The sequence below is a fragment of the Falsiroseomonas sp. E2-1-a20 genome (assembly GCF_051433195.1).
In the GTDB taxonomy this organism is placed as follows: domain Bacteria; phylum Pseudomonadota; class Alphaproteobacteria; order Acetobacterales; family Acetobacteraceae; genus Falsiroseomonas.
This window is the reverse complement of record NZ_JBHMFT010000004.1, coordinates 195,494-215,863: the sequence shown is the minus strand read 5'-3', so window position 1 is coordinate 215,863 and position 20,370 is coordinate 195,494. Positions and strand designations below refer to the sequence as shown.

The following is a 20,370-nucleotide window of genomic DNA, read 5'->3' as shown; positions in this document are numbered from 1 at the left end:
ACAGTCTTGTCTATCGCGCCAGGTCCGCTCCAATATTCTGGAAATGTCCTCACCAGGTGACCACCAGCAATCTGATCCTGAGGCCGCAGGGCCGCTGCCGGCCGCGCGCTCGCTCGAGTCCATCCTTCTGGAGCTGCGCCGGCTCGCCCTGGTCGCGCTGGATTCGGACCAGCCCATGGCGGCGGTGCTGATAGCCGGCACCGCCGACCGGCTGGAGGCGACGATCCTGCCGCTGCCGCCCCGCCCCGACTACCCCTAGCACCGCCCAGGGGCGCCCTCTCAGCTTCCGAGCGGGGCGATGCGGCAGGTCAGGCTGCCGCGGCCGGCATAGTGTCCCACCAGCAGCCCGCCCGCCGCCGGCACCGGCAGCAGGCCGGTCTGGCTGCCAAGCGTCACCACCTCCCCGGCCGGCGGCGCATGGCCGATGGCGCGGCAGCGGTCGCGCCAGCCCAGCACCAGCTCGGCCAGCGGCATGGACCGGTGCGGCCCGACGTGATGCGCCACGTCGATGCCATCGACGCTCAGCCGCATCTCCAGCGTCTCGACATCCGCCCAGCTCCAGGCGCCGGTGGGCGGGCCGAAGCTGCAACTGCCGTTGGAGACGCAATCCGCCAGCTTCTCCAGCTCGCTGGCCGGCGGCGCCGCGGCGAAGCGGGTTTCCACCCATTCGTACAGGATCACGAGGTCGGCGATGGCGGGGATATCCTCCACCCGCAGCGCCGCCAGTGCCGCGTCGTCCAGCGCGCGGGTCAGCCGAAAGGCCGCCTCCAACTCCATCCCGGCGCCGAGCGGCAGGTGCAGCGTGGCCTCGCCGGCGGGGGCCAGGGCGGTTGCGGGCAGCGGCGCCGCGATCGGCCGGCCCTGGGCGCGGCCGACCTTCCAGCCACCGATGGACCAGCCGAGGGCGGCATAGGTCGCCAGCTGCATCGCCTCGGCCTCCGCGATGCCCTGCGGGCGCAGCGCCTCCGGCAGGCCCGGCAGCGGCGCGCGGCGGCCACGGCGGACATCGGCGAGCAGCGCGGCGGCGCCGGCAATGCGGGAGGCAGGGGTTTCGGCGGTCTCGAACATCCGGACATCTCCTTCGGAACGCGAAGGGTAGGCCGGACGGTGACGCGGCGGAACCTCGGCCCTCCCAAAGCTCAGGCGGGGCTGCCGTTCCACACCGGAAAGCTGCCGCGCGCCACCTTCTGCCCGGCCTGCCGGAAGATCGCGCGCCAAGCCACCTGCTCGAACACCACGCCCATGTGGACCATGCGGCCGCCCGGCATCAGCTCGATCTCCGCCAGCGCCGCGCGCTGCGCCGGGGCCAGGCCTTGCAGCACATGCGCCTCCAGCTCAGGCCGCGGCACGCCATGGATGGCGGCGTCGAGGTGCAGCGGGCCGGGCGGCAGGAAATCGAAGGGCATCTCTGTCTCCGCGACGATGGGAGGGAGACCCGGTTCTCGGGCGGGGGCGGCTGTCCTGGCCGGCGAGGTTCATTAGACGCACCGAGGATTGAGAGAGGGTTAACCGCAACGGCCCTTTCCGCACCGCCCGGCATGCGCCATGTGCGAAGGATGAACCGACGCCTCCTGCTCACGGCCACCGCCGGCCTGCTCGCGCCCCTGGTCGCGCCCCTGGTCGCGCCCCGCCTTGCCTCGGCGCAAGGCAACCTGGACCGCGCCGCGATCGCGCGGGTCGAGGCCTATCTGAACGGGCTGCGCACGCTGCGCGCGCGCTTCCTGCAGGTGGCGCAGAACGGCGCCTCCGCCCAGGGCACCGCGCTGATCAGCCGCCCCGGCCGCATGCGCTTCGACTACGACCCGCCCGAGCCCTTGTTGCTGGTCGCCTCCGGCGGCCAGGTGCTGATGTATGACCGGGAGCTGCGCCAGCCGACGGCGGTGCCGGCCTCCTCCACCCCGCTCGGCATGCTGCTGCGGCCGGAGATCCGCCTGGCCGGCGACATCACCGTGACCGCCACCGAACGCTCCGGCGGCTTCCTGCGGGTGTCGCTGCATCGCACCGGCGCGCGGGCGGAAGGGCTGCTGACCCTGGCGCTGGCGGAACAGCCGATGGAATTGCGGCAATGGACCGTGCTGGACGCCCAGGGCCGGGAGACGCGGGTGACGCTGTACGAGGTGCAGACCGGCATGACGCTGGAAAACCGCCTGTTCGACTTCAACGACCCGCGCTTCCTGGAGGGTGAGGCGCGGCGCTGAAACGGGTTTCCGCTGGCCTTTCGGGACACTTCATGCCATAGGCGGCCCGGGTCGGCCCCGATTCCGGGGGCGACCTTCGCTGCGATGGCAGCGGATGCCTCGCGGACCAGCCGCGCCCGGAAGGGCGATGACGGCGCCTCCGGCCACATGGGCGGCCCCCTCAGCGCCGTCCCCATCGCGTCGTTCCCGGCATCGGGGCAGAAGCGCGGTGGGACCCATGCCGCCCGAGTCGCCGCGCATCTCCCGGGCTCGAATCCCTGGTCAGCCTCATGGGCATCCGCCTTCGTCGCGTTCTGGCCGGCCCTGCGCCCTGCGCGTGGACGGCGACATGCTGTGGCCCCGCATCCGGCGGGTCCAAGAAGGACGATCCATGTTCGACAAGTATTTCCGCAAGGACATCTCCTGGGGCGGCCAGCTTCTGACGCTGGAGACCGGCAAGATTGCCCGCCAGGCGGATGGCGCCGTGCTGGCCCGCCTCGGCGACACCATCGTGCTCTGCACCGTGGTCGGCGCCCGGTCCGTGAAGCCCGGCCAGGATTTCTTCCCGCTGACCGTGAACTACCAGGAAAAGGCCTTCGCGGCCGGCAAGATCCCGGGCGGCTTCTTCAAGCGCGAAGGCCGCCCGAACGAGAACGAGACGCTCGTCTCCCGTCTCATCGACCGCCCGCTGCGCCCGCTGTTCCCGGATGGATTCCGCAACGAGGTCCAGGTGGTCGCGACCGTGCTGTCGCATGACCTGGAGAACAACCCGGATGTGGTGGCGCTGGTCGGCTGCTCCGCCGCGCTGACCCTGTCCGGCATTCCCTTCTTCGGCCCGGTCGCCGGCGCCCGCGTCGCCTACATCGATGGCGGCTACGTGCTGAACCCGACCGCCGCGCAGCTGCAGCAGTCGCAGCTCGACCTGATGGTCGCCGGCACCGCCGAGGGCGTGCTGATGGTGGAATCGGAAGCGCAGGAGCTGTCCGAGGACGTCATGCTCGGCGCCGTGGAATTCGGCCACAAGTCGTTCCAGGCGGTGATCCAGGGGATCATCGAGCTGGCCGAGGTCGCCGCCAAGGAGCCCTGGGCCCTGCCGGAGGAAGCCGACAGCGTGAAGACGCTGAAGGCCCGTATCTCCGAACTCGGCCGCGCGCCGATGGCCGAGGCCTACAAGGAGACGCAGAAGCTGCTCCGCCAGGGCAATGTTTCCGCGGTGAAGAAGCAGGTGGTCGCGGCGCTGGAGGCCGAGGGCCTGGATGCAGGCGCCGCCAAGGGCCTGCTCAAGGACCTCGAGGCCGACGTCGTGCGCAACTCCATCCTCGACACCGGCATGCGCATCGACGGCCGCGACACCAAGACCGTGCGCCCGATCGTGGCCGAGGTCGGCATCCTGCCGCGCGCCCACGGCTCCGCGCTGTTCACCCGCGGCGAGACGCAGGCGCTGTGCGTCGCGACCCTCGGCACCGGCCAGGACGAGCAGGTCATCGATGCCCTCGCGGGCGAGTACCGCGAGAACTTCATGCTGCACTACAACTTCCCTCCGTACTCGGTGAACGAGACCGGCCGCATGGGCTCGCCCGGCCGCCGGGAAATCGGCCACGGCAAGCTGGCTTGGCGCGCGCTGCACCCGCTGCTGCCGGAGAAGGACAAGTTCCCCTACACGATGCGCGTCGTGTCCGAGATCACGGAGTCCAACGGCTCCTCCTCCATGGCCACCGTCTGCGGCACCTCGCTCGCGCTGATGGACGCCGGCGCGCCGCTGAAGCGCCCCTGCGCCGGCATCGCCATGGGCCTGATCAAGGAAGACCGCGGCTTCGCCGTGCTGTCCGACATCCTGGGTGACGAAGACCACCTGGGCGACATGGACTTCAAGGTGGCGGGCTCCGAGAACGGAATCACCGCGCTGCAGATGGACATCAAGATCACGTCCATCACCTTCGACATCATGAAGATCGCCCTGGGCCAGGCCAAGGACGGCCGCCTGCACATCCTGGGCGAGATGGCCAAGGGCCTTTCGGGCGCCCGCGGTGATGTCGCCGCCACGGCGCCCCGCATCACGGTCATCAACATCAACAAGGACAAGATCCGGGATGTGATCGGCAGTGGCGGCAAGGTCATCCGGGAAATCACCGAGCAGACCGGCACCAAGATCGACATCGACGACGACGGCACCATCAAGGTGGCGGCGACGACGATCGAGGCGGCCCAGAAGGCCATCGACCGGATCATGGGCATCGTCGCCGAGCCGGAGATCAACAAGATCTACAATGGCAAGGTGGTGAAGACCGCCGAGTTCGGCGCCTTCGTGAACTTCCTCGGCGCCAAGGACGGCCTGGTCCACATCTCCGAACTGCAGAACGAGCGCGTCCAGAAGACCACCGATGTGGTCAAGGACGGCGATGCGGTGAAGGTGAAGGTCATCGGCTTCGACGACCGCGGCAAGGTCAAGCTCTCCATGCGCATGGTGGACCAGGCGACCGGCGCCGACATCTCCGAGCAGGTCGGCGCCCGCCGGCCGCGCGAGGAGGGCGAGAATGGTGGCGGTGCTGATCGCGGTGGCGACCGGCCGCGCGGCGAGCGCGCCCGGCGCGACGGCGGCGAGCGTGGGTTCCGCCCGCGCCGCGAAGGCGCCGCGGAGTAATCCCACAGCTGAATCCGCAGGGGCCCCCTCCCCTGCGGCATATGTGTCGCCATATTACAGTCATGCGCCGTGCACCCAGGGGTGACGGCGCAACGTACAGTTCGCGGAGCCCGAAAAAATTGAAGGCGATCAACCCGATTCGCATGGGTGGCGTCGATGTCCTGCCGCTGATCGAGGGCGGCAAGGGCGTTGCGGTCTCCAACGGCGCGACCTGCGGCGGCTGGGCTTCCGGCGGCGGCGTCGGCACCTTCTCGGCCGTCAACGCCGACAGCTACGATGCCGAAGGCAACGTCATCCGGCAGGTCTATCACGGCCGCACCCGGCTCGACCGGCACGAGGAACTGGTGGCCTACGGCATCGCCGGCGGCATTGCCCAGGCCCGGGAAGCGCATGAACGCTCGGGTGGCGTCGGCCGCATCCACACCAACATCCTGTGGGAAATGGGTGGGGCGGAACGCGTGGCCCGCGGCATCCTGGAAGGCGCCAAGGGCCTGGTGCATGGCGTCACCTGCGGCGCCGGCATGCCCTACCGCCTGGCCGACATCGCGCGCGACTACGGCGTGCACTACTACCCCATCATCTCCTCCGCCCGCGCCTTCAGCGCGCTGTGGAAGCGCGCCTACTCCAAGACGCGGGAATGGCTCGGCGGCGTGGTCTACGAGGACCCCTGGCTGGCCGGCGGCCATAACGGCCTGTCCAATTCGGAAGACCCGAAGAAGCCGGAGGACCCGTTCCCCCGCGTCCTCAAGCTGCGCCAGCAGATGCGCGAATTCGGCCTGGGCGACGTGCCGATCATCATGGCCGGCGGCGTCTGGTGGCTGGAGGAGTGGGAGGACTGGATCGACAATCCCGATCTCGGCCCGATCGCCTTCCAGTTCGGCACCCGCCCGCTGCTGACCCAGGAAAGCCCGATCTCGGAAGCCTGGAAGCAGCGCCTGCTGACCCTGAAGCCGGGCGACGTCTCGCTGCAGCCCTTCTCCCCCACCGGCTTCTATTCCAGCGCCGTCCGCAACGAGTTCCTGCACGAGCTCGAGGAACGGAACGAGCGCCAGGTGGCCTATTCGTCGGAGCCGGTGGGCGACCATGTGGCACCCTTCGGTGTCGGCCCGCGCAAGCGCCTCGTCTACCTGACGCCGCACGACCTGGCCCGCGCCAGGCAGTGGGAGGCGGATGGCTTCGTCGAGGCGATGCGCACGCCGGACAACACGCTGATCTTCGTGACGCCGGAGAAGCTGGCCGAGATCGTCAAGGACCAGGTCGACTGCATGGGCTGCCTCAGCCACTGCCGCTTCTCGAACTGGGCGCAGGTCGAGCCCGACTATTCGACCGGCAAGAAGGCGGACCCGCGCAGCTTCTGCATCCAGAAGACCCTGCAGGACATCGCCCATGACGGGGCGCTGGAGCGCAACCTGATGTTCGCCGGCCACAACGCCTACCGCTTCGGCAGCGATCCCTTCTACTCCAACGGGTTCGTCCCGACGGCCAAGCAGCTTGTGGAGCGTATCCTGACCGGGCGCTGAGCGCCCGCTTCCGGGGCGGCCAATACACGGCCGCCCTTCCCGTGCGCCCCCGCATGGCGGTATCCTGCTCGCGATTTCGGGAGCCTGACTGCACGCCATGCGAAACCTGCTGCACGCGCTGGACCGTGACCGCCTGGTGGCCCATCTCCGCGACGCGCTGCTGCGGGACCTGGTGGTGGGCAAACGCCGCCTGGTCGCCCTGGCCGAAGGCGCCAGTGCGGCAGGTGGCAGCTTCTGCGCAGCGCCCGCCAACGCCCTGGTTGCCGAGTTGCTCGCGCAGCCCGAGATCCGCGACGCCGACCCGGCCTTTGCCGATGGCATCCTGGATTTCGTCATGGCCATGGCCGACGCACCGCTGCCCTGCCGGCGCGCCGCGGCCGGTGGGATCGAGGTGCTGCGTGAGAACCTCGGCGACTTCGAGATCCTGACCCCCTTCCACCGCTTCACCGGCGACCTGTCGGCCGGGGTGGTGCGCCAGGAACCGCGGGGCGGATCGCAGCCGCCAGCGGAGGTGATGCACACCGGCAACCTGGTGGAATTCCGCCTCGACCGCCATCGCAACGGCGTCGATGCCGAGAACACCATCACGCATTTCGCCCTGCGCCGGACGACCGACGGCGTCGTGCTGATGCATGAAAGCCGCATCATGGGAACGGCCGGGTGGTTCCGGCCGCGCCAGGTGGAAGCCGGCACGCTGCGCTACCAGTACGAGATCCTGGCTGGCTCGCCGCTGCTCCGGCTTTCCGTGACCTTCACCGCGGCGCCGCGCCGTCGCATCCGCCAGCTGCGGCTGACCACCGCGGTGGACCAGTTGGGCGGCGGGGGCACCGCCATGGCGGAAGGGATGGTGGGCGCGGGTCCGGCGGGCGCCATGGCCTGGCGCGACATCGGCGTGCCGAAGCTGCCCGGATTGAGCGTCTGGTCGGATGGGAAGCCCGTGCCGCATGTCGCGCTGGGCCGCACGGGTTGGCCGGCGCAGGCTCCGGTGCTGCACGTCCGCCCGGCCGCCGCCGACGGGGTGATGTCGGTGAAGGCGGTCGCGCAGCGCGCCGGTGCATTGCACTGGGTGATCCTGCGGCACGGTCCACACGCTCTGGCAGGCGGCGCCTCCGTCGAGGTGCGGGAGGATCGCCTGCTGACCGCCGGCGGCGCACCGGATTCCGTGGCCTCCGCCATGGCGCTCGCGGCCCAGGCTGGCGACTCGGTGCTGGGGCTGGACCTGGAGGCGATGCCGCCGAGCGGGGTGGCGCTGAACGCGGTGGCGACCCAGTTGCTGATGACGGCGCACGGCGCCTACCGCGCGCCGCCCCCCGCCGCGCGTGTCGCGGCGCTGGAAGCCTGGTTCGACCGGGAGCTTGCGGCCCTGATGGCCGGCCAGGCGAAGCCGGTGGACCTCGGCCACGCGATGCTGGCAACGGAAGCGCGGATGCGGGCCGGCAGCAGCGCGGAACCTTTCGGGCCTCTCCTGCAGCAGGTCCTGGCTTTGCAGACCCCGGATGGCCGTTTCCAGGGGCGGGGCGAGCCCCCGGCACCGCTGGCCGATCACGCGGTGATGCTGCTCGCCCTGGCCCGCGCGGTGCCGTATTTCGAACCGGCCGTGCTGGCCGGGCCGATCGCGCGCGCGCTGGCCGCGGTGCAGCCCGGCCCGGTGACGCTGTCCGAGGGCCTGCGCAGCAGCACGGTGGAGGCCCTGGCCCTGGTCGGCGCCGGCGCGATGCCACAGCAGGATTACGCGCTGGCCATCGGGCTGATGGCACGCGCGCTTGGGGCGGTATTGCTGGCCGATGAGGTCCGGCCCGGCACCGTGCCGGCCGAGGCCCTGGCGCATGCCCAGGCGCTGCACCGCCACGCGCTGGCGCTGCTGCGCCCCCTGGTGCGGCCCGCCGGAGCGGCGCTGGAGGTGGCGTCCTCGCCCCTCGGCGGCCCGGCGAATCCGGCCGGGCAGGCCGCGCTGGTGCTGGGGCTGATGGCGCCGGATGCGACGATCCTGCGGCTGGTGCCGGTGGCGGCTTGAAGGCGCCTGCATGGGCTGCAGCGCTGGTCCTTCTGGCCGGCTGCGCCGCGCCCGCACCGCCGCCGCAGCCGCCGCTGCCCTACCCGCCGGCCGCCGCGCAGCGCGTGGTGCGGCTGGCCCTGGGCGAATGGCGCGACTGGGGCAGCCCGGTGCGGCAGGCCTGGACGCCGGCGGCCGAGGCACCGCCCGCCGAATCCGCACCGGCGAATTTTCCGCGCGTCCTGGCCTACTGGCGCGCGGTGGAGGATGACGAGGGCGCCATCCGCGACAACCGCCCGCTGTATCTGACCGCCCTGGCCGGGGCCGCGGGCGCGGAACTATGGTCCGAACCGGCCTGGTCGGCGGCCTTCATCTCCTGGGTGTTCCGCAGCGCCGGCGTGGATGCGCGGGAGTTTCCGCCGAACGCGACGCATTCCCTCTACCTCGATGCGCTGATCGCCGATGCGCGGCACTTCCCCACCCTCGCGCCCTTCCTGCCACGCGAGCCCGCGGAACATGCGCCGCGGCCCGGCGACCTGGTCTGCTTCGACCGCAGCCGGGTGAAGCTGGCGCAGTGGCGTGACCGTCTGGCCGAGACCGGCCGGCCGCGCCCGATGCACTGCGACATCGTGACCGGCGTGGCGCCAGGCGTGGTGGAGGTGGTGGGCGGCAACGTCTCCGACGCCGTGACGATGACGCGCTACCCCGCCGATGCCGCCGGCCTGCTGGCCCAGGCGCCGCCGGGGCAGACCCCTGTCCTGCTGGTGATGGAAAGCCGGCTTGGGCGGCTGCCGCCTTTTGGCTACTCACCCCTGGCGATCGCACAGGATACCCCGACCCGATGACCGACCTGTTCTCCCCCCTGACCATCCGTGGCGTGACCCTGGCGAACCGCATCGGCATCTCGCCGATGTGCCAGTATTGCTGCGACGACGATGGCCGCCCGACCGACTGGCACCTGGCGCACCTGCTGCAGCGCGCCATCGGCGGCGCCGGGATGGTGATGGCGGAGGCCACCGCGGTGACCGCCGAGGGCCGCATCACGCCGGGCGACCTCGGGCTGTGGGAGGATGGGCAGATCGCCGGCCATGCGCGGCTGGCCAGTGCCATCGAGCGCGCCGGGGCGGTGCCGGCGATCCAGATCGCCCATGCCGGCCGCAAGGCCAGCCGGGCGCCGGCCTGGATTGATGCGCCGGCCGATCCGGGGTGGGAGATCGTCTCCGCCTCCAACCTCCCGATGGGCCATTTCGCCGCGCCGCGGCCGATGACGGAGGAGGAAATCCTCGCCATCCCCGCCGCCTTCGCGGCCACCGCCCGGCGGGCGGTGCAGGCCGGCTGGAAGTTGATCGAGCTGCACGGCGCGCATGGCTACCTGCTGCACCAGTTCCTCTCGCCCATCTCCAACACCCGCAACGACCGCTGGGGCGGCGACTTCGAGGGCCGCACGCGGCTGCCGCTGGCCGTCGCCAGGGCGGTACGGGAAGCAGTTGGCGAGGGTTTTCCTCTATTGCTCCGCATTTCGCATACCGACTGGCTGGAGGGCGGCTGGACGACGGAGGAATCCGTGGAACTGGCGCGGCGAATGCAGGCGGCGGGGGTCGACATGATCGACGTCTCCTCCGGCGGCATCGACCCGGCCCAGAAGATCGTGCTCGGCCCGGGCTACCAGGTGCCGGGGGCGGAGGCGGTGAAGCGCGGTGCGGGCGTGCTGGTGGCGGCCGTCGGCCTGATCACGGAGCCGGAGCAGGCGCAGGCCATCATCACCGAGGGCCGCGCCGACCTGGTGCTGCTGGCCCGCGCCACGCTGCGCGACCCGTACTGGCCGATGCGCGCCGCCGTGGCGCTCGGCCGCGTGGATGCGGTGCGCAGCCCGCCGCAATACGACCGCGCCTGGGGCACCATCGCCCGCATGGCGATGCGCGCCGAGACCGGCGAGCCGATGCCGGCGCTCTAAGGGCCCGAGGGCGCGCTACCGGCTCTTCTCGTAGCGCGCCCTGGTCTCCGCATTCGGCGGATATAGCCCCGGCAGGGCGAGGCCCTTCTCGACCTCGCCCATGATCCAGGCCTCCAGCCTCTCCTGTTCCACCGCCGCCTCGGTCACCGCATCCAGCAGCGCCGCCGGGATGATGACGGCGCCGTCCTGGTCCGCCACCACGATATCCCCCGGCACCACGGTGACGCCGCCGCAGCCGATGGTCTCCTGCCAGCCGACGAAGTTCAACGCGGCGACGGAGGCCGGCGCCACGTAGCCCTGGCAGAACACCGGCAGCCCGGTGCCGATGACGCCGGCGCCATCCCGTACCATGCCATCCGTCACCAGCCCGGCGACACCGCGCTTCGCCATGCGGGCGCACAGGATGTCGCCGAAGATGCCGGCCTGGGTGTTGCCCATGGCATCCGCGATGGCGACGCAGCCCTCCGGCATCGCCTCGATCGCGGCGCGGGTGGAGGTGGGGGAGGACCAGCTTTCCACCGTCGCCAGATCTTCACGGGTCGGGGTGAAGCGCAGGGTGAAGGCCGGGCCGACGATGCGGCGCGTCGGGCCCGGGACGATCGGCCGGGCCGCGGCGACGTAGCAGAAGCGCACGCCCTTCTTCAGCAGCACGGTGGTGAGGGTGGCCGTGGTGACGCCCATCAGGGCGTCCTTCACCGATGCGTCCATGGGGCTGTCTTCCGTCCTGATGCCCAGCGCTTGAAGCGCAGTGGTGGGCTTGCGTCCAGATGACCTCTCCCCCGTGACAATTGCACAAGGCGACGGAACGAATCCCGCCGGCGGTCGTTCGCGCTGCCAGGAGACGGCGGCGTGGCTGCCAGAACCGCTGCCTTGCCCCAACGAACGCCATCGCCCCTGAAAGCAGAAGTGTTTGTAGTTCCTGAAATATAATGCCTTTTGACAGAAATTCCCAATTCTCGTAGATTCATGTCAACCAGTGACGATGAACGGCGCCCTGAATTGGAATGGCGCCAATCGCAATTCGCGATCTGCTCACGCGATACAACTCATCCTGAGCCTCATCGTACCGAAAATGAAGGAGAAATCCTATGGACATGCTGTCCTTGGACGCCCGGTCGGGCCGTTTCAGCCATTCCGTTGCCATCGATTTGGGAGTCGGTTGATTGGCGGCGCAGCGCCCGGCATCGGCTGCCGCCCGTCCGTCCCGCGCGCCGAAGCGTGCGGCGGCCCCCGTTGCCGCGCAGCCCGCGGCGATGACACCACCTCCGGCCGAGGCCGCCCCAGCCCCCAGGGCCAGGGCGATCTACTATGCCTCCCCCCTGCTGCTGGGCGGCGGCGGCGTGCGCGACGCGCACCTGAAGCGCATCGCGGGTCTCGGCTTCGACACGCTGTTGATCGCCCCGCCCAGCCGGCCCGGCCGCAGCGGCAATCTGTTCGACATCGGAGAGGCGGACCGCCTGCATCCGTTGCTCGGCGAAGGTCCGGTCGCCGACTACCTGGCGGAACTGGCGCAGGCCGCCGCCGCGCATGGCATGGCGCTGTTCGTGGACCTGGTGACGGACCACCTGGCCGCGGATTCGCCGCTGGTGCCGGCGCATCCGGACCTGTTCCGCCCCGGCGGCACGGCGGATGGCCTGCCGCCCGACCCGCGCCGGCCGCTGACCCGGCCGGACGCCACCTTCGCGCAGTTCGACAGCCAGGCGGCGCATGACCAGGCGCTTTCGCTGTTCGGCGGCATGCTGCGCGGCTGGGCCCAGGCCGGCGTCACCGGGATCCGGGCCCTGGCGCCGCAGCGCGTGCCGTCCGAGCTCTGGCAGCGCCTGCTGGGCGACCTGCGCGCCGCCTATCCGGACTTCACCGCCATCGCCTGGACCCCCGGGCTGGGGGCGGAGCAGGTCGCGGCGCTGGGCGAGGCCGGCTTCGACCGCAGCGTCGCCAGCACCCCCTGGTGGGATTGGCGCGCGAGCTGGCTGGCCCGCGAATACGAGGTCCGCCGCACAACCCTGCCCTCCATCGGGCTGGTGGAGGACCCGGCCGGGCCGCGGCTGCGGCTGCATGGCGCCGATGCCGGCGCCGCCCGCCGTGCGCTGCGCCGGGCGCTCGCCATCGCGGCCGCCAGCGGCGCCGGGCTGATGCTGCCCATGGGCGCCGAGCGTGGCGCCCGCCGCGCCATGGATTTCACCGCCGACCGCCCCTCCGACTGGGATTGGCGGGAGGATCCGGACCAGGCCGAGATGGCCGGCGACGTGGCGGAGGCGCTGGCCCTGCTGCGCGGCTGCGCGCCGCTGTCCCAGCCCGGCCAGATGCTGCCGCTGTCCGGCCCCGGCGCCCCCGTGGTGGCCTTCGCCCGCGCCAGCGGCGGCGACCTGCGTCACGCCGAGGAAGCCGCCGTGGTGGTCGCCACCACCCGTGCCGATGCCGGCGCGACGCTGCTGCCCGACCACATCCTGTCCGCCTTCGACGGCCGCTTCCCGGCGCTGCGCCAGGTCTTCCCCTCGCGGTCGGACGAGATGCTGGTGCCCGGCCAGCCGGTGACGCTGCTGGCCGGCGAGCTGCGCATCTATGCCGGCCGCGCCGCGCCCACCCCGAAGCTGACCCTGCCCGCCCTGACGCAGCAGGACGCCCGTGCCATGCCGCGCGTGGCGATCGAGCGCGTGGCACCGGCGGTGGATGACGGCCGCTTCGCCGTGAAGCGCCTGGCGGGCGAGTCCGTGGAGGTCGAGGCCGACATCTTCGCCGATGGCCACGACAAGCTGGCCGCGGTGGTGGCCTGGCAGGTGCCGGGCGATGCGACCTGGCACGAGGCGCCAATGCTGCGCGGCGTGAACGACCGCTGGGCCGGCCGCCTGCCGCTGACCGCGCTCGGCACCCACCGCTTCGTCATCGAGGCCTGGCGTGACCTTTTTGCCAGCTGGCGCGACGAGGTGGAGAAGAAGCACGCCGCCGGCATCCCCGTATCCCTGGAACTGCGCGAAGGCATTGCGCTGGTGCAACAGGCGGCGGCGCGGGCCAAGGGCGCCGATGCCGCGACCTTCACTGGCCTGCTTCGACGGTTGGAAGCCGGCGGCGATGGCGACCGGCTGCATGAATTGCTCTCGCAGGACGCCATCGCGCTGATCGCGCGCTGCGCCGAACGCGCGCAGGCCGTCCGAACCAGGGCCTATCCGGTGATGGCGGACCGTCGCGCCGCGGCCTTCGCGAGCTGGTACGAGATGTTCCCGCGTTCCGCCGCCAACGACGTGACGCGGCACGGCACCTTCGACGATGTCATCACGCATCTGCCGCGCGTGCGCGCCATGGGCTTCGACGTGCTGTACTTCACGCCGATCCACCCGATCGGCAAGTCGAACCGCAAGGGCCGCAACAACACGCTGACGCCGGGTCCGAACGACCCCGGCAGCCCCTACGCCATCGGTGCGCCCGAAGGCGGGCATGATGCGCTGCATCCGGAGCTGGGCGGGCGCGACGCCTTCCAGCGCCTGGTCAAGGCGGCGCGCGAGCAGGGCCTGGAGCTGGCGCTGGACTTCGCCATCCAGTGCAGCCCGGACCATCCGTGGCTCAAGGACCACCCGGGCTGGTTCGCCTGGCGGCCCGACGGCAGTCTCCGTTACGCCGAGAATCCGCCGAAGAAGTACGAGGACATCGTCAACGTCGAGTTCTACGCGAAGGACGCCGTGCCGTCGCTGTGGCTGGCGCTGCGCGACGTGATCCTGCACTGGGCGGAGGAAGGCGTGCGCACCTTCCGCGTCGACAACCCGCACACCAAGCCGCTGCCGTTCTGGGAATGGATGATCGCCGAGGTGCAGGCGCAATTCCCGGACGCGCTGTTCCTGTCCGAGGCCTTCACCCGGCCGAAGATGATGCAGCGCCTGGCGAAGCTCGGCTTCACCCAGAGCTACACCTACTTCACCTGGCGCAACACCAAGGCGGAGATGACGGAGTACCTGACGGAGCTGACGCAGACCGAGGCCGCCGACTTCTACCGGCCGCATTTCTTCGTCAACACGCCGGATATCAACCCGGTGTTCCTGCAGACCTCCGGCCGCGCCGGCCACCAGATCCGCGCCGCGCTGGCCGCCACGCTATCCGGCCTCTGGGGCGTCTACAACGGCTTCGAGCTGTGCGAGGCGACGCCGATGCCGGGCAAGGAGGACTACCTGGACTCGGAGAAGTACGAGATCCGCGCCTGGGACTGGCACCGCCCCGGCAACATCATCGGCGACATCAGCGCGCTGAACCGCATCCGGCGGGAAAATCCGGCCCTGCAGACGCATCTCGGCCTGCAGTTCCTGAGCTGCTGGAACGACAACGTGCTGGCCTACCGCAAGATGACGCCGGACCGCGGCAACCTGGTGCTCGCCACCGTCAGCATGGACCCGCACCACGCGCAGGAGGCCAGCTTCGAGGTTCCCCTGTGGGAATTCGGCCTGCCCGACGATGCGGAAGTCCAGGTCGAAGACCTGATGGATGGCCGCGTCTTCACCTGGCGCGGCAAGGTCCAGCACATCCGGCTCGACCCCGGCGTTCGTCCCTTCGCCCTGTTCCGTATCACCCCCCCGGGGAGCCCCGCATGACCACCGCTGCCAATGCCGAAGCGAACATGCCCGGCAACAAGGACCCCTTGTGGTTCAAGGACGCCATCATCTACCAGGTGCACGTCAAGTCCTTCTTCGATTCCAACGATGACGGCATCGGCGACTTCGAGGGGCTGATCCGGCGGCTGGACTACATCGCGGGCCTTGGCGTCAACGTGATCTGGCTGCTGCCCTTCTACCCCTCCCCGCGCCGCGACGACGGCTACGACATCGCGGACTACCGCGGCGTCCACCCGGACTACGGCACGATGCGCGACTTCAAGCGCTTCGTGGCGGAGGCGCATAGCCGCGGGCTGCGCGTCATCACCGAACTGGTGGTGAACCACACCTCCGACCAGCATGAATGGTTCCAGCGCGCGCGCCGTGCGCCGAAGGGGTCCTGGCAGCGGGACTTCTACGTGTGGCGCGACGACGACAAGGGCTTCGGCGACACGCGCATCATCTTCGTCGATGCCGAGAAATCCAACTGGGCCTGGGACGATGTCGCCAAGGCCTATTACTGGCACCGCTTCTACAGCCACCAGCCCGACCTGAACTTCGACAATCCGCGCGTGCTGCGCGCCATCCTCGACGTCATGCACCTGTGGCTGAAGATGGGCGTGGACGGGCTGCGGCTGGACGCCGTGCCCTACCTGATCGAGCGCGAGGGCACCAACAACGAGAACCTGCCGGAGACGCACGACATCATCAAGAAGGTGCGCGCGGAGATGGACGCGCACTACCCCGACCGCATGCTGCTGGCGGAAGCCAACCAGTGGCCGGAGGATGTGAAGGACTATTTCGGCGACGGCGACGAATGCCACATGGCGTTCCACTTCCCGCTGATGCCGCGCATGTACATGGCGATCGCGCAGGAGGACCGGTATCCGGTCACCGACATCCTGCGCCAGACGCCGGCGATCCCGGCCACCTGCCAATGGGCGATCTTCCTGCGCAACCACGACGAGCTGACGCTCGAGATGGTGACGGATTCGGAACGCGACTATTTGTGGAACACCTACGCCACGGACCGCCGCGCCCGCATCAACCTCGGCATCCGTCGCCGCCTGGCGCCGCTGCTGGAACATGACCGCCGGCGCATCGAGCTGATGAACGGCCTGCTGCTGTCGATGCCCGGCACGCCGGTGATCTACTACGGCGACGAGATCGGCATGGGCGACAACATCTTCCTCGGCGACCGCGACGGCGTGCGCACGCCGATGCAGTGGTCGCCCGACCGCAACGGCGGCTTCTCCCGCAGCGATTTTGCCCGATTGGTTCTGCCGCCGGTGATGGACCCGATCTACGGCTTCCAGGCGGTGAACGTGGAGGCGCAGCGCGCCGACGCGCACAGCCTGCTGAACTGGACGCGCCGGATGATCACGGTGCGCCAGACCCACGCCGCCACCTTCGGCCGCGGCGAATACCGCTTCCTGTATCCGGGCAACCGCAAGATCCTGGCCTACATGCGCGAGCATGACGGGGAAGCCATCCTCTGCGTCGCCAACCTCTCCCGATCCCCGCAGGCCGTCGAACTGGACCTGGCGCAGTGGCATGGCCGCGTGCCGGTGGAGATGCTCGGCCGCACGCCGTTCCCGCCGATCGGCGACCTCACCTACCTGCTGACGCTGCCACCCTACGGCTTCTTCTGGTTCGTGCTGGCGGAGGAACACGCGCTGCCGAACTGGCACACGCCGACGCCGCAGCCGATGCCGGAACTCGTCACCTTCGTGCTGCGCGACGGGCTGCGCACCGCCTTCGGCGATGCCGACCGCAAGGTGTTCGAACAGCAGGTGCTGCCGGCCTACCTGCCGCTGCGCCGCTGGTACCACGGCAAGGGCACGAAGCTGGCCGAGGCGCGCGTGCTGGAGGCCGTGCAGATGCCGACGCCGGATGGCGACATGGTCCTGCTGCAAGTGGAAACCGCGCCGGGCAGCACGGATCGCTACATGCTGCCGCTGGCCGTGGTGTTCGAGGACCAGGACCGGCCCTCGGCGCTGTCGGTGCAGCTCGCCCTGGCACGCGCCCGCCGCGGCCGCCGCGTCGGGCTGGTGACGGATGCGATCTCCCGCGATGCCTTCACCCGCGCCATGCTGTCCAACCTGGTCTCCGGCGCCAAGCTGAAGGCCGGCAGCGGCGAGATCCGCTTCCGCCCGACGCCGAAGCTGGGCGAGATGGAGCTGGATGCGGAAGCCGCGATCTCCCGCTTCGGTGGGGAACAGTCGAACAGCACCGTCATCGTCGGCGACGTGGTGCTCAAGATCGTCCGCCGAACCTTCGTCGGCACGCATCCGGAAGCCGAGATGGGCCGCTACCTGACGGGCCCCGGCGGCTTCGAGGGCACGCCCGCCTTCCTCGGCGATGTCGTGCAGGTGGAGCCCGATGGGCAGGAACGCCTGATCGCGGTGGCGCAGGCCTTCGTCCGCAACCAGGGCGATGCCTGGACCTGGACGCTGGCGCAGCTCAATCGCCTTCTGGACGATGCGCTGGTGCATGACGGCATCGCCGGCGATGCCACCGCGGTGGCGGAGGCGGCGGAACCGCTGGAGACCCTGGCGCCCTTCCTCGCAACCCTCGGCCGCCGCATCGGTGAGATGCACCTGTCCCTGGCGCGGGACACCGACGACACCGCCTTCGCGCCGGAGCCGCTCGACGCCTCCGACATCAAGGACTGGACGGCGACCGCGGTGCGGGAAGCCGGCGCGGCGCTGGACCAGCTCGCGGCCCGCGCGGGCGACCTGCCACCGGACGCTGCCAGCCCGGCCGCCGCGCTGCTCAAGGGCCGCGAAGCGCTGCTGGACGCCATCAAGGCCCTCGGCCAGCCGATGCAGGGCGGGCTGAAGACGCGCATCCACGGCGACCTGCATCTGGGCCAGGTGCTGGTCGCCGCCGGCGACGCGGTGATCGTCGATTTCGAAGGCGAGCCGCTGCGGCCGCTGGAGGAACGCCGCGCCAAGGGTCCGCCCGCGCGCGACGTGGCCGGCATGCTGCGCAGCCTGGACTACGCCGCCGATGCCGCGCTGCGCGGCCTGGCGCCCCAGCCGCCCGGCTCGCCGGACGTCCGCGCCGCGCTGGTGGAACGCTGGCGCATCGCGGCGCGCGAGACCTTCCTCGGCGGCTATGCCGCTGCGGTCGGGGACTCGCGGGCCTGGCCGCAGCCGGCCGCCGAACGGCAGGCGCTGATCGATCTCTTCGTCGCCGCCAAGGCCGCCTATGAACTGACCTACGAGCTGGCGAACCGCCCGGCCTGGGTCGGCATCCCGATCGCCGCGCTGCTGGCGCTGGCGGGCATCGCGGTGCCGCAGCAGGGAGACGATGCGCATGGTGCATGATCTGAACGCCGCGATCCCGGCCATCGTCGAGGGCCGCCACGGCGACCCCTTCGCCGTGCTCGGCCCGCACGGCAACGAAGTGCGGGCCTTCCTGCCCGGTGCGCGTGGCGTCGAGGTCATCGGGACCAACGGCGCCTCGCGCGGAACGCTCGCCCGCCGCCACGAGGCCGGCTTCTTCGCCGGCGACGTCTCCGGCAGCGGCGCCTATCGCCTGCGGATCGATTGGCCCGGTGGCGAGCAGGAGACGGAGGACACCTACGCCTTCCCGCCGCTGCTCGGCCCGCTCGACCTGCACCTGATCGCGGAGGGGCGGCACCGCGAACTCGGTCGCGTACTCGGCGCCCATGCCGTGACGGTGCAGGAGATTCCGGGCGTGCGCTTCGCCGTCTGGGCGCCGAATGCGAAGCGCGTCTCCGTCGTCGGTGACTTCAACGGCTGGGACGGCCGCCGCCACCCGATGCGCCTGCGCATCGAGGCCGGCGTGTGGGAAGTCTTCATCCCGCGCATCGGCCCCGGCAGCCGCTACAAGTATGAGGTCGTCGGACCTGACGGCGTGACGCTGCCGCTGAAGGCGGACCCCTGCGGCGGCCAGGCGGAACTGCCGCCGGCCACCTCCTCCATCGTGCCGGAACCGGCGCCGCCGCGGTACCGCGAAGGCCACGGCCCCTCCCACGCGCCCGATGCGCCGATCAGCGTGTACGAGGCGCATGCGGGGTCCTGGATGCGGCACGAGGACGGCACGCGGCTGACCTGGGACCAGCTGGCCGACCGCATGGTCCCCTACGTCGCCGGCATGGGCTTCACCCATATCGAGCTGATGCCGATCACCGAGCATCCCTTCGACGGCAGCTGGGGCTACCAGCCCGTCGGCATGTTCGCGCCCACCTCCCGCTTCGGCCCGCCGGAGGGATTCCGGCGCTTCGTGGATCGCGCCCATGCCGCCGGCATCGGTGTGATCCTGGACTGGGTCCCCGCGCATTTCCCGACCGATGCCCATGGCCTCGGCCAGTTCGACGGCACCGCGCTGTACGAGCATGCGGACCCGCGCGAGGGGTTCCACAAGGACTGGTCGACGCTGATCTACAATTTCGGCCGGCACGAGGTGCGCGGCTACCTCATCGCCTCCGCCCTGCACTGGCTGCGCGAATATGGCTGCGACGGGCTGCGCGTCGATGCCGTCGCCTCCATGCTGTATCGCGACTATTCGCGGAACGAGGGCGAGTGGACGCCCAACGTGCATGGCGGGCGGGAGAACCTGGAAGCGGTCGCCTTCCTGAAGGAACTGAACGAGGCGGTCGCCGAGCACGCGCCCTGGGCCACCGTGATCGCGGAGGAGAGCACCTCCTTCCCCAAGGTCTCCGCCCCCGTGTCCGAAGGCGGGCTCGGCTTCGGCTACAAGTGGAACATGGGCTGGATGAACGACACGCTGCACTACATGCAGCGCGACCCGGTGCATCGCGGCTTCCACCACAACGCCATGACCTTCGGCATGGTCTATGCCTTCAGCGAGCGCTTCCTGCTGCCGATCTCCCATGACGAGGTCGTGCACGGCAAGCGCAGCCTGGTGAACAAGATGCCGGGCGACCGCTGGCAGCGCTTCGCCAATTTGCGCGCCTATCTCGGCTTCATGTGGGGGCATCCCGGCAAGAAGCTGCTGTTCATGGGCAACGAGGTGGCGCAGGAACGCGAATGGAACCACGACGCGGAAGTGGACTGGAACGCGCTCGGCGACCCGCTGCATCTCGGTGTGCAGCGCCTGGTGCGGGACATGAACCGCCTGCTCACCGGCCTGCCCGCTTTGTACCGGCAGGACGCGATGCCGGAGGGCTTCAGCTGGCTGGTGGCGGATGACAGCCTGAACAGCGCCTACGCCTTCCTGCGCCAGGGTGGGGCAGGCGAACAGCCGGTGCTGGTCGCCTGCAACTTCACCCCGGTGCCGCGCCACGGCTATCGCATCGGCGTGCCGCGCCCCGGGCATTGGGCGGAACGGCTGAATTCCGACGCGGCGGAATACGGCGGCTCCGGCCAGGGCAATGGCGGGGTGGTGATGGCCGATGCGGTGCCGATGCATGGCCACGCGCAATCCGTGGCGCTGACGCTGCCGCCGCTGGCCACCCTGATGCTGACGCCGATGGAAGGCTGACCGCAACCGGCCGCGGCGGGTGCGCGTTGAACGCCC

13 protein-coding genes are annotated in these 20,370 nt (G+C 70.6%); 10 read left to right on the top strand and 3 right to left on the bottom strand.

What is annotated here, in order from left to right; translation table 11 throughout:
• Positions 1-43: 43 nt before the first annotated feature.
• Positions 44-259: a hypothetical protein gene (locus ACFHPP_RS07585; RefSeq protein WP_437162658.1), complete on the top strand. Its 216-nt coding sequence runs from the start codon at positions 44-46 to the stop codon at positions 257-259.
• A 20-nt stretch (positions 260-279) separates the two neighbouring features.
• On the opposite strand, the gene ACFHPP_RS07580 is transcribed toward ACFHPP_RS07585, so the two are convergent.
• Positions 280-1,068, bottom strand: coding sequence for a hypothetical protein (locus ACFHPP_RS07580; protein ID WP_437162657.1), 789 nt, complete (start codon positions 1,066-1,068; stop codon positions 280-282).
• Between the two features lie 71 nt (positions 1,069-1,139).
• On the bottom strand, positions 1,140-1,406 hold the full coding sequence (locus tag ACFHPP_RS07575; protein WP_437162656.1) for a hypothetical protein: 267 nt from the start codon (positions 1,404-1,406) through the stop codon (positions 1,140-1,142).
• 150 nt (positions 1,407-1,556) lie between these two features.
• On the opposite strand from ACFHPP_RS07575, the gene ACFHPP_RS07570 reads away from it, so the two are divergent.
• From ACFHPP_RS07570 to ACFHPP_RS07545, 6 genes are all read left to right on the top strand, one after another.
• The gene (locus tag ACFHPP_RS07570; RefSeq protein ID WP_437162655.1) at positions 1,557-2,198 is read left to right on the top strand and encodes a LolA family protein; all 642 of its coding nucleotides are present in this window, start codon (positions 1,557-1,559) and stop codon (positions 2,196-2,198) included.
• A 370-nt stretch (positions 2,199-2,568) separates the two neighbouring features.
• Positions 2,569-4,818: a polyribonucleotide nucleotidyltransferase gene (gene pnp / locus ACFHPP_RS07565; protein WP_437162654.1), complete on the top strand. Its 2,250-nt coding sequence runs from the start codon at positions 2,569-2,571 to the stop codon at positions 4,816-4,818.
• A 119-nt stretch (positions 4,819-4,937) separates the two neighbouring features.
• Positions 4,938-6,338 carry an NAD(P)H-dependent flavin oxidoreductase gene (locus ACFHPP_RS07560; RefSeq protein WP_437162653.1) on the top strand — a complete coding sequence of 467 codons (1,401 nt, stop codon included), beginning with the start codon at positions 4,938-4,940 and terminating at the stop codon, positions 6,336-6,338.
• A 97-nt stretch (positions 6,339-6,435) separates the two neighbouring features.
• A complete protein-coding gene (locus tag ACFHPP_RS07555; protein ID WP_437162652.1) occupies positions 6,436-8,352 on the top strand; it encodes a hypothetical protein in 1,917 nt (638 codons plus the stop codon).
• Positions 8,349-9,176, top strand: coding sequence for a DUF2272 domain-containing protein (locus ACFHPP_RS07550; RefSeq protein ID WP_437162651.1), 828 nt, complete (start codon positions 8,349-8,351; stop codon positions 9,174-9,176). Before ACFHPP_RS07555 ends, ACFHPP_RS07550 begins: the two co-directional genes overlap by 4 nt.
• Positions 9,173-10,285 carry an NADH:flavin oxidoreductase/NADH oxidase gene (locus ACFHPP_RS07545; RefSeq protein WP_437162650.1) on the top strand — a complete coding sequence of 371 codons (1,113 nt, stop codon included), beginning with the start codon at positions 9,173-9,175 and terminating at the stop codon, positions 10,283-10,285. The genes ACFHPP_RS07550 and ACFHPP_RS07545 overlap by 4 nt, the downstream gene beginning before the upstream one ends.
• A 15-nt stretch (positions 10,286-10,300) precedes the next feature.
• Here ACFHPP_RS07545 and ACFHPP_RS07540 read toward each other — a convergent pair whose 3' ends face one another.
• Positions 10,301-10,993 carry a ribonuclease activity regulator RraA gene (locus tag ACFHPP_RS07540; protein ID WP_437162649.1) on the bottom strand — a complete coding sequence of 231 codons (693 nt, stop codon included), beginning with the start codon at positions 10,991-10,993 and terminating at the stop codon, positions 10,301-10,303.
• Between the two features lie 545 nt (positions 10,994-11,538).
• Here ACFHPP_RS07540 and ACFHPP_RS07535 point away from each other — a divergent pair.
• Genes ACFHPP_RS07535 through glgB form a run of 3 tightly spaced genes read left to right on the top strand, consistent with a single transcriptional unit; the run spans position 11,539 to position 20,334 of the window.
• Positions 11,539-14,859, top strand: coding sequence for a maltotransferase domain-containing protein (locus ACFHPP_RS07535; RefSeq protein WP_437162648.1), 3,321 nt, complete (start codon positions 11,539-11,541; stop codon positions 14,857-14,859).
• Positions 14,856-18,191, top strand: a complete 3,336-nt coding sequence (gene treS / locus ACFHPP_RS07530) for a maltose alpha-D-glucosyltransferase (RefSeq protein WP_437162647.1) — start codon at positions 14,856-14,858, stop codon at positions 18,189-18,191. The genes ACFHPP_RS07535 and treS overlap by 4 nt, the downstream gene beginning before the upstream one ends.
• Entirely contained in the window at positions 18,181-20,334 is a 2,154-nt protein-coding gene (gene glgB, locus ACFHPP_RS07525) for a 1,4-alpha-glucan branching protein GlgB (protein ID WP_437162646.1), read from the top strand. Before treS ends, glgB begins: the two co-directional genes overlap by 11 nt.
• Positions 20,335-20,370: the final 36 nt, after the last annotated feature.